Annotated in this window: 5 protein-coding genes, 3 tRNA genes and 3 rRNA genes; 10 read left to right on the plus strand and 1 reads right to left on the minus strand. The window is 45.9% G+C overall.

The genetic code is table 11. The features are described from left to right. The first annotated feature begins 28 nt into the window (after positions 1-28). The 9 genes from FNC98_RS00160 to fbaA all read left to right on the plus strand — a co-directional run bounded on the left by FNC98_RS00160 (position 29) and on the right by fbaA (position 9,031). A 16S ribosomal RNA gene (locus FNC98_RS00160) occupies positions 29-1,571 on the plus strand. Between the two features lie 84 nt (positions 1,572-1,655). Then, a tRNA-Ala gene (locus FNC98_RS00165) sits at positions 1,656-1,731 on the plus strand. 30 nt (positions 1,732-1,761) lie between these two features. Beyond that, a tRNA-Ile gene (locus FNC98_RS00170) sits at positions 1,762-1,838 on the plus strand. A gap of 503 nt (positions 1,839-2,341) precedes the next feature. After that, a 23S ribosomal RNA gene (locus FNC98_RS00175) occupies positions 2,342-5,344 on the plus strand. Between the two features lie 187 nt (positions 5,345-5,531). Continuing rightward, positions 5,532-5,646: ribosomal RNA gene (gene rrf, locus FNC98_RS00180) — 5S ribosomal RNA — on the plus strand. Together the 16S, 23S and 5S rRNA genes with 3 tRNA genes alongside form the textbook arrangement of a ribosomal RNA operon. A 42-nt stretch (positions 5,647-5,688) precedes the next feature. After that, positions 5,689-5,773 (plus strand) — tRNA-Tyr (locus FNC98_RS00185). A gap of 599 nt (positions 5,774-6,372) precedes the next feature. Then, positions 6,373-7,119 carry an SDR family NAD(P)-dependent oxidoreductase gene (locus tag FNC98_RS00190; RefSeq protein WP_143579368.1) on the plus strand — a complete coding sequence of 249 codons (747 nt, stop codon included), beginning with the start codon at positions 6,373-6,375 and terminating at the stop codon, positions 7,117-7,119. A 202-nt stretch (positions 7,120-7,321) separates the two neighbouring features. Next, positions 7,322-7,939 carry a bifunctional 4-hydroxy-2-oxoglutarate aldolase/2-dehydro-3-deoxy-phosphogluconate aldolase gene (eda, locus tag FNC98_RS00195; RefSeq protein ID WP_143579369.1) on the plus strand — a complete coding sequence of 206 codons (618 nt, stop codon included), beginning with the start codon at positions 7,322-7,324 and terminating at the stop codon, positions 7,937-7,939. Between the two features lie 12 nt (positions 7,940-7,951). Next, on the plus strand, positions 7,952-9,031 hold the full coding sequence (gene fbaA / locus FNC98_RS00200) for a class II fructose-bisphosphate aldolase (protein ID WP_143579370.1): 1,080 nt from the start codon (positions 7,952-7,954) through the stop codon (positions 9,029-9,031). A 46-nt stretch (positions 9,032-9,077) separates the two neighbouring features. Here fbaA and FNC98_RS00205 read toward each other — a convergent pair whose 3' ends face one another. Next, positions 9,078-9,812 carry a FadR/GntR family transcriptional regulator gene (locus FNC98_RS00205; RefSeq protein ID WP_143579371.1) on the minus strand — a complete coding sequence of 245 codons (735 nt, stop codon included), beginning with the start codon at positions 9,810-9,812 and terminating at the stop codon, positions 9,078-9,080. 450 nt (positions 9,813-10,262) lie between these two features. Here FNC98_RS00205 and FNC98_RS00210 point away from each other — a divergent pair, with 450 nt between their 5' ends. Continuing rightward, positions 10,263-13,382 (plus strand): TonB-dependent receptor, encoded by a 3,120-nt coding sequence (locus FNC98_RS00210; RefSeq protein ID WP_143579372.1) that lies wholly within the window; start codon positions 10,263-10,265, stop codon positions 13,380-13,382. Positions 13,383-13,491 lie beyond the last annotated feature (109 nt).

Consider the following 13,491-nt stretch of genomic DNA (forward strand, 5'->3'; position numbering starts at 1 on the left):
TATCTTCGGATACACCAAGACAACTTTTTAATTGAAGAGTTTGATCATGGCTCAGATTGAACGCTGGCGGCAGGCTTAACACATGCAAGTCGAGCGGAAACGAAGAAGAACTTGTTCTTCTGGCGTCGAGCGGCGGACGGGTGAGTAATGCTTGGGAATATGCCTTAAGGTGGGGGACAACAGTTGGAAACGACTGCTAATACCGCATAATGTCTACGGACCAAAGGAGGGGATCTTCGGACCTTTCGCCTTTTGATTAGCCCAAGTGAGATTAGCTAGTTGGTGGGGTAATGGCCTACCAAGGCGACGATCTCTAGCTGGTTTGAGAGGATGATCAGCCACACTGGGACTGAGACACGGCCCAGACTCCTACGGGAGGCAGCAGTGGGGAATATTGCACAATGGGGGAAACCCTGATGCAGCCATGCCGCGTGTGTGAAGAAGGCCTTCGGGTTGTAAAGCACTTTCAGCGAGGAGGAAAGGGTGTACGTTAATACCGTGCATCTGTGACGTTACTCGCAGAAGAAGCACCGGCTAACTCCGTGCCAGCAGCCGCGGTAATACGGAGGGTGCGAGCGTTAATCGGAATTACTGGGCGTAAAGCGTGCGTAGGCGGTTGTATAAGCGAGATGTGAAAGCCCCGGGCTTAACCTGGGAACTGCATTTCGAACTGTATGACTAGAGTTTTGTAGAGGGTGGTGGAATTTCCAGTGTAGCGGTGAAATGCGTAGAGATTGGAAGGAACATCAGTGGCGAAGGCGGCCACCTGGACAAAAACTGACGCTGAGGCACGAAAGCGTGGGGAGCAAACAGGATTAGATACCCTGGTAGTCCACGCCGTAAACGATGTCAACTAGCTGTCTGTGGACTTGATCCGTGGGTAGCGCAGCTAACGCACTAAGTTGACCGCCTGGGGAGTACGGCCGCAAGGTTAAAACTCAAATGAATTGACGGGGGCCCGCACAAGCGGTGGAGCATGTGGTTTAATTCGATGCAACGCGAAGAACCTTACCATCCCTTGACATCCAGAGAATTTTCTAGAGATAGATTAGTGCCTTCGGGAACTCTGAGACAGGTGCTGCATGGCTGTCGTCAGCTCGTGTTGTGAAATGTTGGGTTAAGTCCCGCAACGAGCGCAACCCCTATCCTTATTTGCCAGCGCGTTATGGCGGGAACTTTAAGGAGACTGCCGGTGATAAACCGGAGGAAGGTGGGGACGACGTCAAGTCATCATGGCCCTTACGGGATGGGCTACACACGTGCTACAATGGCAGATACAGAGGGCAGCGAGACCGCGAGGTGGAGCGAATCCCACAAAGTCTGTCGTAGTCCGGATTGGAGTCTGCAACTCGACTCCATGAAGTCGGAATCGCTAGTAATCGTGGATCAGAATGCCACGGTGAATACGTTCCCGGGCCTTGTACACACCGCCCGTCACACCATGGGAGTGGGTTGCAAAAGAAGTAGCTAGTTTAACCTTCGGGGGGACGGTTACCACTTTGTGATTCATGACTGGGGTGAAGTCGTAACAAGGTAACCCTAGGGGAACCTGGGGTTGGATCACCTCCTTACCTTAAGTAAAACAACTTTCTTGAGTGTTCACACAAATTGCTTTGATAACGAATAAAGACGATGACCCTGTACGTCAGAATTATGGGGCTATAGCTCAGCTGGGAGAGCGCCTGCCTTGCACGCAGGAGGTCAGCAGTTCGATCCTGCTTAGCTCCACCATTTTACGACTGACAGGTTTGAAAATACTGTAGGTCTGTAGCTCAGCTGGTTAGAGCGCACCCCTGATAAGGGTGAGGTCGGTAGTTCAAGTCTACTCAGACCTACCAATTTCGATTTTCTCTGCGTTGTTTTGCCACTCGTTTATTGAAAAATAAACGTCGCGTCAAAACGCCTTGATAAAACCGAAATTACATTGTCATCAAGAAATTAAAGATAAGAGCTAAGCTTAATTGGCGAGTTTTTATCTTTAGTTTCTATCTTTAGAAACCTGTTCTTTAACAATTTGGAAAGCTGATATTAAACCCGGTGTTTATATTCAACAACTCGTGTCGCGCGAGGTGTTGGCCAAATATAAATACCAAAACGGATAACGTAAGTTATCCGGCTAATAATCTTTATGATTATTAATTCTTACTCAAGTAATCTATTAGATTGCGTTATCTCCAAGGATGGGGTGTATCCTGAATTTTGTCTGGAACAAAATCAGGGAAATGTCAGACATACAACGAAAGACAACAGTGCACAGAGCACAGCAAGCAGATTCTGCTTTCTGAATTCTGCCATCTGTCGTCTTGAAGATACTTCTTCGTGAGTTTTCTTTGGGTTGTATGGTTAAGTGACTAAGCGTATGTGGTGGATGCCTTGGCAGTTAGAGGCGATGAAGGACGTGTTAATCTGCGAAAAGCTGAGTTAAGCCGATAAAAGGCGTTATAGGCTCAGATGTCCGAATGGGGAAACCCACCCGTCATCAGGCGGGTATCGTTAAGTGAATTCATAGCTTAACGAGGCGAACCGGGAGAACTGAAACATCTAAGTACCCCGAGGAAAAGAAATCAACCGAGATTTCCTTAGTAGCGGCGAGCGAACGGGAATTAGCCCTTAAGCGGTTTGTAAGTTAGTGGAATGAGCTGGAAAGCTCAGCGATACAGGGTGATAGCCCCGTACACGAAAATGAACTTACCGTGAAATCGAGTAGGTCGGGACACGAGAAATCTTGACTGAATATGGGGGGACCATCCTCCAAGGCTAAATACTCCTAACTGACCGATAGTGAACCAGTACCGTGAGGGAAAGGCGAAAAGAACCCCTGTGAGGGGAGTGAAATAGAACCTGAAACCGCATACGTACAAGCAGTGGAAGCCCTTCGGGGTGACTGCGTACCTTTTGTATAATGGGTCAGCGACTTATGTTCTGTAGCTAGGTTAACCGAATAGGGGAGCCGTAGCGAAAGCGAGTGTTAACTGCGCGTTTAGTTGCAGGGCATAGACCCGAAACCCGGCGATCTACCCATGGGCAGGTTGAAGGTTGAGTAACATCAACTGGAGGACCGAACACACGTATGTTGAAAAATGCGGTGATGACCTGTGGGTCGGAGTGAAAGGCTAATCAAGCCGGGAGATAGCTGGTTCTCCCCGAAATCTATTTAGGTAGAGCCTCGGACGAACACCATTGGGGGTAGAGCACTGTTAAGGCTAGGGGGTCATCCCGACTTACCAACCCTTTGCAAACTCCGAATACCAATGAGTGCTATCCGGGAGACACACTATGGGTGCTAACGTCCATAGTGGAAAGGGAAACAACCCAGACCGCCAGCTAAGGTCCCAAAGTCATAGTTAAGTGGGAAACGATGTGGAAAGGCATAGACAGCTAGGAGGTTGGCTTAGAAGCAGCCACCCTTTAAAGAAAGCGTAATAGCTCACTAGTCGAGTCGGTCTGCGCGGAAGATGTAACGGGGCTAAACTATGCACCGAAGCTGCGGATTGGAGCATATCACTAAAGTTATTTGAACGACTTCTGTGTTTTCTTCTTTTTGATAAATGAAGAGAAAACACTCAAGCGTCCCCAAACAGTCGATGGGCTGTGCGGATAGAGATGATTTTAGGATATGCTCCAGTGGTAGGGGAGCGTTCTGTAAGCCGTTGAAGGTGAACTGAGAAGTTTGCTGGAGGTATCAGAAGTGCGAATGCTGACATGAGTAACGATAATGGGGGTGAAAAACCCCCACGCCGAAAGACCAAGGTTTCCTGTCCCATGTTAATCAGGGCAGGGTAAGTCGGCCCCTAAGGCGAGGCGGAAACGCGTAGTCGATGGGAAACAGATTAATATTTCTGTACTTCTTATAATTGCGAAGGAGGGACGGAGCAGGCTAGGCAAGCATGGCGTTGGTTGTCCATGTGAAAGTATGTAGGCTGAAGAATTAGGTAAATCCGGTTCTTCTTAAGGCTGAGATACGAGACGAGGCTCTACGGAGCTGAAGTTGTTGATGCCCTACTTCCAGGAAAAGCTTCTAAGCATCAGATTATAAGGAACCGTACCCCAAACCGACACAGGTGGTTAGGTAGAGAATACTAAGGCGCTTGAGAGAACTCGGGTGAAGGAACTAGGCAAAATAGTACCGTAACTTCGGGAGAAGGTACGCCGGCTAGGGTGATGAGACTTGCTCTCTAAGCCTCGGTCGGTCGAAGTAACCAGGTGGCTGGAACTGTTTATTAAAAACACAGCACTGTGCAAAATCGAAAGATGACGTATACGGTGTGACGCCTGCCCGGTGCCGGAAGGTTAATTGATTGGGTTAGCGTAAGCGAAGCTCATGATCGAAGCCCCGGTAAACGGCGGCCGTAACTATAACGGTCCTAAGGTAGCGAAATTCCTTGTCGGGTAAGTTCCGACCTGCACGAATGGCGTAATCATGGCCACACTGTCTCCACCCGAGACTCAGTGAAATTGAATTTGCGGTTAAGATGCCGTATACCCGCGGCTAGACGGAAAGACCCCGTGAACCTTTACTATAGCTTGACAGTGAACATTGCTCCTACATGTGTAGGATAGGTGGGAGGCTTTGAAACTTTGTCGCCAGATAGAGTGGAGCCAATCTTGAAATACCACCCTTGTATGCGTGATGTTCTAACCTGGGGCCCTAATCGGGCTTGGGGACACTGTCTGGTGGGTAGTTTGACTGGGGCGGTCTCCTCCCAAAGCGTAACGGAGGAGCACGAAGGTTGGCTAAGTATGGTCGGACATCATACGGTTAGTGCAATGGCATAAGCCAGCTTAACTGCGAGACAGACACGTCGAGCAGGTACGAAAGTAGGTCATAGTGATCCGGTGGTTCTGTATGGAAGGGCCATCGCTCAACGGATAAAAGGTACTCCGGGGATAACAGGCTGATACCGCCCAAGAGTTCATATCGACGGCGGTGTTTGGCACCTCGATGTCGGCTCATCACATCCTGGGGCTGAAGTCGGTCCCAAGGGTATGGCTGTTCGCCATTTAAAGTGGTACGCGAGCTGGGTTTAGAACGTCGTGAGACAGTTCGGTCCCTATCTGCCGTGGGCGTTTGAGAATTGAAGAGGGCTGCTCCTAGTACGAGAGGACCGGAGTGGACGAACCTCTGGTGTTCCGGTTGTCACGCCAGTGGCATTGCCGGGTAGCTATGTTCGGAACTGATAACCGCTGAAAGCATCTAAGCGGGAAGCAGGCTTTGAGATGAGTTCTCACTGGAGCTTTAAGCTCCCTAAAGGGTCGTTGGAGACTACAACGTTGATAGGTCAGGTGTGTAAGTGCTGCGAGGCATTGAGCTAACTGATACTAATTGCCCGTGAGGCTTAACCATACAACACCAAAGAAAATTGTGTTGTTTGACATGCTACGCAGTCAAATAGATAGAGTAAGAATTTATATTGATACAGCTTTTCGAATTAAAGTTAGAAGCGTCTTGATAGCGGAGTAAACAACACTCAGAACGCATCAGGAGGCCCCGTTCGCCAACGGGGCAAAAATCTTCTAGCGTACGATTTTTGTCTAGCGACAATAGCGTTGTGGAACCACCTGATCCCATGCCGAACTCAGAAGTGAAACGCAATAGCGCCGATGGTAGTGTGGGAGTTCCCATGTGAGAGTAGGTCATCGCTAGGCTCCTAATTAAAGGAAAACCCGCTAATCGCGGGTTTTTCGTCTGGAGGGGTTCCCGAGTGGCCAAAGGGATCAGACTGTAAATCTGACGGCTCTGCCTTCGGTGGTTCGAATCCACCTCCCTCCACCATCATTACAAAAGCCTGCTACGTGCAGGCTTTTTTGTTTTCTACAGGGAGTGGAAGAGAACCGTGGTTCGACAAAATAGTAGGGAACTATTTTGAACGCTCTAGCGTCCCTTTAGGGTTAAATACATGGAGGTATTTTATCATCCACCTCCCTCCACCATCATTAAGTTGAAAAGCCCGCTCTAACGAGCGGGCTTTTTGCGTTTGAGGGAGTCTTACGAAGGTGGATAAAATACTCCCTGCGTCGTATTTTTGGGTGACGAATAGGAAACCCTATTCGCTGAGGACTCCGTCGAAAGTTTGATAACATCTTCACAAAATGCTCTTTATAACACTACGGCAACGCTGCCTTCGACAACGTCTTCACCGATGCAATCCTCATCCCTAGGTCATCCATGACCAAAACCTTTAAGGCTTGCCTTAACTCCCTCTAAAAAAATTTGAAAATAATCTAAAATTTTTTGATAAGTCGTTTTGGTCAGACAATTAGGTTGACAATGTTGGTTGCGTTGGTTAATTTTTTAAAAGTTAGCTACTTGGTTGTGCGGGATCAGATACTAACCTTCTAAAAATTAAAAAATAGGACTTTTGGAGATAGTTTATGTCAATGAAAGATAAAGTAGCTATTGTTGCTGGTGGGGGCAGGGATATCGGCCGTGCATGCGCATTAGATTTAGCGAGTAAAGGGGCTAATATTGTCCTTACATACCATTCAAGCGAAGAAACCGCGCAAAGTGCTGTAAAAGAAATTGAAGCTTTAGGTGTCAAAGCGATAGCGATTAAGGCCGATCTTACTGACCAGGTTCAGGTGTCAATGGTGGTAAATAAAGCCATTGAATCTATGGGAAAGATAGATTGCTTGGTGCATGTTTCTGGCGGTCTAGTCGATCGGGTGAAGATTTCTGAGATGTCGATGAGCCACTGGAATAAAGTAATGGACGTTAACCTGACGTCTTTGTTTATGATGTGTCATGAAGTGATCCCTCATATGTCGACAGGCAGCACAATTGTTACATTCGCCTCTCAGGCGGGTCGAGACGGAGGTGGCCCTGGTGCGGTTGCGTATGCAGCTTCAAAAGGTGCGGTTATGACCTTTACTCGTGGCTTAGCCAAAGAGCTTGGCCCTGACATTCGCGTTAACAGTGTTTGCCCTGGCATGATAGCAACAGGATTTCACGATACCTTTACTGCCGACCAGGTACGTAAAAATGTTGCAGGTGCTACCTGTGCAAAGCGTGAAGGTACGTCAGAAGAGGTTGCTAAACTGGTAACTTTCCTGGCTAGTGATGCTTCATCGTATATGACAGGTAATAATGTCGACATCAACGGTGGCTTATTGTTCTCATAAGCTAACAGCATCGATTAAATAAAAAACCACTCACTGGAGTGGTTTTTTTACACCCTAAACCTAATTGTAATACCAAATGTAATATAATTGGTTTACAAAACGATCTTTTTTGGTAATATTTAACCCGCTCGCTGAATGGATATTAACTTTAGTGTCATCAGTTTTCTTTTAAACCTTGAGGACAATCAACAAGGGGCTAAACATGCCAACTTTCTCTTCAATGATGGGTGATCAAACCATTTTACCTATCGTTCAGGCCAATACACCGGAACAGGGCGTTGAAATCGCCAAAGCCATGCAAGCTGCAAACTTAAAAGCAGTTGAAGTCGTTCTTCGCACAGAACAAGCGTTAGCTACGATAACGGCAATTAAAGAACAGCTTCCTGATCTTAAGGTCGGCGCAGGTACCGTGTTAGACGAAGGCATGATAGATGCCGTTATCAAGGCGGGTGCAGATTTCATTGTTACCCCGGCGAGCACGCCAAAGCTTTTAAAAGCCCTGGCTGAATCCAATATCCCTGCGTTGCCTGGTGTTGCATCAGGATCAGAAGTGTTAATGGCAAGAGAGCATGGTTTTAGCGAACTTAAGTTTTTCCCGGCAGAACAAAAAGGTGGTGCACCATTTATTAAATCGATTTCGTCGGTTTTCGCAGGAATTAGTTTTTGTCCAACCGGCGGCATCCATGCTGGAAACAAAGATGATTACCTAAATTTGCCTAATGTATTTGCTGTTGGCGGCACTTGGATGGCAAAACCAGAATGGGTGGCAAACGGAGAATGGCAAAAGATAACTGATGCCTGTATCGAAGCAAATCAATAGGTCTTAAACACCATGAGCGGATTAAAACAATCAATTAAGCCAGGCGTTGTTTTCGGCAATCAGGTTACTGAACTTTTAGATCATGCCAGGAATAATGGCTATGCCATTCCTGCAATAAACGTGACTGGAACGCAATCAGTAAATGCTGCACTGGAAGCTGCCAATAAGTTAAACTCGCCGGTGATTATTCAATTATCCCACGGCGGAGCCGGTTTTTTCATTGGTAAGGGCTCGCCATTAGAAAAAATGCAGCAGTCAATTCAAGGCGCGATCGCTGCAGCTACCTATGTAAATCAGGTAGCCGAGCATTATCAGGTACCAGTAATTTTGCACACTGATCATGCCAATCTGCCTTTGCTTCCATGGATTGATGGCATGCTTGCCGCTTCTAAAGAACATATGTCTATTACCGGTAATCCGCTTTTTAGCTCCCATATGATTGATTTATCCGCAGAGCCACTGCAAAAGAACCTGGATATTTGCTGTAACTACCTACGCGAAATGGCCGAGATGGATATGACGTTGGAGATAGAGTTAGGTTGTACTGGTGGCGAGGAAGACGGTATCGATAACTCTCATCTCGACAACAGCATGCTTTATACCCAGCCAGAAGACGTAGCTCTGGCCTGGAAACAGTTATCAGCTATCAGCCCAAGATTCACCATTGCCGCTTCTTTTGGCAATGTTCACGGTGTTTATAAACCGGGTAACGTTCAATTGACACCCGAGATTCTGAAACGCTCGCAAGAGCATGTGGCAGAAGAGTTTTCGTTATCAGATAAGCCAGTAAACTTTGTATTCCATGGCGGTTCTGGTTCTGAATTGGATGATATTCATCGGGCTATCGATTATGGCGCGGTTAAAATGAATATCGACACCGATACTCAATGGGCAATGTGGGATGGCGTTAACCGTTATCAACAGGAAAATAAGGGTTACCTGCAGAGCCAGATTGGTAATCCTGAAGGAAATGATAAGCCGAATAAGAAGTACTACGACCCTAGGGTCTGGTTGCGCGAGGGGGAAACCTCGATGGTTAAACGCCTCGAACAGGCTTTTGCAGACTTAAAATGTGTAAATCGATACGCTTAACGATTCGCTAATCTTTAAAAGAGAGTTAATCTGGTGAATTGCCAGATTAACTCTTCACCAAGTGGTTTAATGAATACAAATCACGAGTCTCGCTGGTTTTACGGCGAACTTCTTCCAAAGCTCTTGCCTCACTTGCTTCAAACAGAGAGTTGATTAAGCGATTAAAGTGCTCATGCATTGCCGCTCTTGCACCTTGTGAGTCACGATTTTTAAGCGCTTGATAAATACTCGTGTGTTCCCGCAAACGTTCCGCATCACTTTGACTACAAACCCCCTTGTAGGCTGCCTGAATATCAAGATTTGTTTCTCTTTGCTCCCAAAGTCCGGCAATCGTCAGCTGCAACGCATTGTTGCGGGTTGCACTGGAAATAATCACATGGAATTCCTTATCCGCTTGTTCTGGGTTGTCACCTGAACCCATTTGGATAAGAGTTTGATTAAGACGATCGAGTTCTTCATCGGTTATGGTTGATGCTGCTAATGCTGCTGCTTCACCTTCAACAAGCGCGCGAGCTTGTGTCAATTCGAAAGCACTGATGTTTGGTCCGTCGTGTTTGTCATTACGACTTTCCAGAACATAGACACCAGAACTGGTTTTAACTTCCACTCTGCCTCTTACCTCTAAAGCGATAATGGCTTCACGAATGGTGGGGCGACTTACGCTAAAAGTTTCAGCAAGCACACGCTCTGGCGGTAAACGACTACCGACAGGGTAGGCTCCGGCATCAATCTGTTCTTCAATCTGATCCACGATTTGCCAAAACAATCGACGATTTTTCATGTTGTATTTCCTATATAACACAAAGTTTATTTGTGGTGTTGAGGTCAAACCTCAGTCTAATTAAGGCCTGTATTTAAATTAGGCCAAAAATCATTCTATCCCAAGTTTTCCGATGCTGTCAAATTGGTAATATATGGTGACAGAATTGTCTTACAATTGGTAATAACAAAATTGGCAATTCTGCTGGTTAGTGTTTGACAATTGTCTGCGGTATTGGTTACATTAAATTGTCTGTACATGAATAGATACCAATGCCACTAAGTGTTTTCCCACTCAGTGAGAATTTAAAGGCTTTTAGGCAAGGCTTTGATTGCAGAGAACGGTTTACTCCATTGTCAAAATCAGCAACGCAGGATAAACGCCCTAACTCTGAGTTGCAAAAAAATTTAATGGAATTGGTATGAATTTAAGCATTGCAACAAAATAATAAAACCAAGTGAGAAAACAATAATGTTCACAACAATAAAACTCAATAAGATTGCGTTGGCACTTCTTAATAGCAAAAAAGCCAAACGTACTTCTTCGCTGGTTTGCGCGTCAGCATTTATGGGACTGCTATCTGCGCCTGCGCTAGCGGAAGAAGAAGCGACACAGGCTCAACAAGCTGCCCAGCAAGATGTAGAAGTTATTGAAGTCGTCGGTACTAACCGTCGTACTATGACCAAATCCCTGGATATCAAGAAAACCGCAACGGTTATTGGTGATGGTATTTCTGCAGCAGACTTTGGTGAATTACCAGGTCTATCATTATCTGACGTTATTGAAAATATCGCTGGTGCTTCTGGCCACCGATTTAAAGGTAGCCAAAACGAAATTTCTATACGTGGCCTTGGATCTTACTGGGGCTATGCAACATTTAATGGTCGTACGATTACCAATGCCGGCCCTGGCCGTGCGGTTAATTTTAAAAAGTTCCCGTCCGAGTTAGTCGATGGCGTTTTCATTTATAAATCACAATCTGCTGATCTGGTAGAAGGTGGTACGTCTGGTACGATTGAAGTATCTTCCTTACGCGCTGTTGATTACGGCAAAGATGAATCAAGAATCGAAGTAACGGGTATTTACAACGATTACTACAGTGACGTTGATGGCGACGACGTGTCACCTTGGGGCGCAAAAATTACCGCTTCGACGGTGCAAAACTTTGAAACCGACAACATGGGCGATTTTGGTTTTACCTTAGGTCTTGTGCATTCAGATGATTCTAACCCAGAAGAAAACTACGGTGGTAGTTCACAAATGGGTATCTGTGCAACACGTTTAGCCGATGGTACGCCATTGTCTGACAATGGTGGTGACTGTACTAGCACTAGCAGCTCAAATGAGCAGGCGATTAGTGCTGGTCGTGTAGGTCGTAACCCTCGCACCGATGATGAAGATTTTGATGTATCTATCTACGACCAGTCTTCGATTTTCTATGTTCCTAACGATGCCTACTGGCGTACCGGTGAAGATGAAGATACCCGTACCAGTATCGTAGGTACTTTCCAATGGATTCCTAACGACGAGTTAAACTTCAACTTCGACTACGAATATTCTCGCCTTGAATATACCGAAAAACGTATGGAGTTGGGCCTGGATTCACGCCGACGTGCATTGTCTGACCATATTATTGGCGACGATTACACCTTGCTATATGCAAAAGGTGAAGCGCGCCCGCAATTACTAGGTGAAGATCGTAACCAGGTGGATGATTATGATGGTTTTGGTCTAAATCTGGAATTCACGCCAAATGACGATTTAACAATTACCTCTGATCTATCTTACTCTCGCTCTTACCGCTATCGCTTGCGTCATCGTTCTAAGTTCCGCTCTGACGACCGATATCAATACGCATTAGATTATCGTGGTAACAATGTACCAACGTTAACCTGGTTAGATGATGATCGTAACGGTCCAATGGATGCCGGTTTTAACGCAGATCAAGCTTTTGACTCTAACGATATCAACTCCTTTATCCATGATGGCGTTGCTTATGCAGAGTATCGTCGTACTCACGAAGAACGTGAAGATGATATCTGGGCATTGAAACTTGATGCAGAATACGTGTTGGACAACGAATTCTTCAGCTCTGTTAAAGCTGGTGTTCGTTACTCAATGGAACATCTTCTTGATTATCAAACCAATGATGTATCAACCACATTTGCTGGTGAAGAAAGAACGACTGCAACAGATACCGCTGATTTTGACTGGGATGACGAAAACCCAGAAGCTCACATGATGCTAACTCAGGGTATTGTTAATAACTGTCTGAATGGCCATTACAACGGTAACCTATTCAATCAAGAAGGTGGTGGTTCAGGACAGTTTGTTACCTATGATGCCAAGTGTTTTATTGGCCAGATGCAAGGGCAAATTGCGGGTAACAATGGCAGCACAGAATTCTACGATATCGGCGAACGTATGGACGGTCGTGACGGTGCTGACCGTGATGTCGACGAAGATATCCTAGCGGCTTACGTGATGGCGACTATCGATACCGAGTTTGGTGATATTCCAGTAACCGGTAATATTGGTGTTCGTGCAGTTAAAACCAAAACCCATTCTCGTGGCTGGGGTGACAAGGTTTATATTACCTCAAATGCAGATGGCACATTCAGCGCTGACGTTAACCCTACGGATGAAATTGAGCGCGTAACACTAGACTCAAGTTATACCAAGTACCTACCAAGCTTAAACTTACGCTTTGATTTGGGTAACGAGTTATACCTTCGTGCCGCAGCATATCGTGCGATGTCTCGTTTTCAGCTGAATGCAATGTCTGCCGGTGTAAGCTATGAAATCTGTGAAGACGTTGATGATGAAAGTCAGTGTGATGAAAACACCAATACCGATTACTCGCAGGTAGTGCAGAGTGGTCGTGCTAATGGTAACCACATGAATCCTTATATGTCGACCAACTATGATTTATCATTGGAATACTATCCAAGTGAAGATTCAGCATTGACGCTAGCGGCATACTACAAAGACTTTACTGGCGGTTACGAAGATGTATTTGAAGACCGTGACATTATTGTAAATCTTGATGGTGTAGATACGGTTTATCCGAATGTTTCGCACAGTGCTGTACAAACGGCTGATGATGAATCAACTATTACCGGTATTGAATTTACTGCGAATCAGCATTTCTCAATGCTTCCTTACCCGTTTAACGGTTTAGGTGCGAGTGTTGCGTATAACTATGCGGATTCTGATTTCGTAACCGAAGAAGTAGGTAGCCCAGGCTTAGTGCCAGACGCCAACCTATTTGGTTTCTCAAACAACGTAGGTTCTGCGTCTGTTTACTGGGAAGGCGATAAGTTCTCGGTGCGCGTGCTTTATAAGTACCGTTCTAAGTACTTCCAGCCGAACAACTTACCGTTCCCAACACGTTCACACCGTTACGTACAGGATCAGGATTACTTAGACTTTGCTGCTAAGTACAAGATTGCCAAAAACGTTTCGGTTTCGCTTAAAGCCTTGAACTTGCTTGATGAACCTCAGGTTATGACGCGTGGTAATGATACGACTATCGCCGATTACTCTCGTTCAGGCGCCAAGTTCTACTTAGGTGTTAAAGCGAAATTCTAAGGTTTAGCAACTTTAGAAAGAAATTTGGCCCTTCGGGGCCAATTGGTCCTGATGTAACTCCCAAACATTAGGATTTCCTGAAGCTCTCTTTTACTGCACATATTAGAGA

The sequence above is a fragment of the Thalassotalea sp. PS06 genome, assembly GCF_007197775.1.
Classification (GTDB): Bacteria; Pseudomonadota; Gammaproteobacteria; order Enterobacterales; family Alteromonadaceae; genus Thalassotalea_A.

Bases quoted from the DNA above. Each gene is read 5' to 3' on its own strand.
- FNC98_RS00190 (WP_143579368.1), top strand. From the start codon at position 6,373: ATGTCAATGAAAGATAAAGTAGCTATTGTTGCTGGTGGGGGCAGGGAT.
- fbaA (WP_143579370.1), top strand. From the start codon at position 7,952: ATGAGCGGATTAAAACAATCAATTAAGCCAGGCGTTGTTTTCGGCAAT.
- FNC98_RS00210 (WP_143579372.1), top strand. From the start codon at position 10,263: ATGTTCACAACAATAAAACTCAATAAGATTGCGTTGGCACTTCTTAAT.
- eda (WP_143579369.1), top strand. From the start codon at position 7,322: ATGCCAACTTTCTCTTCAATGATGGGTGATCAAACCATTTTACCTATC.
- FNC98_RS00205 (WP_143579371.1), bottom strand. From the start codon at position 9,812: ATGAAAAATCGTCGATTGTTTTGGCAAATCGTGGATCAGATTGAAGAA.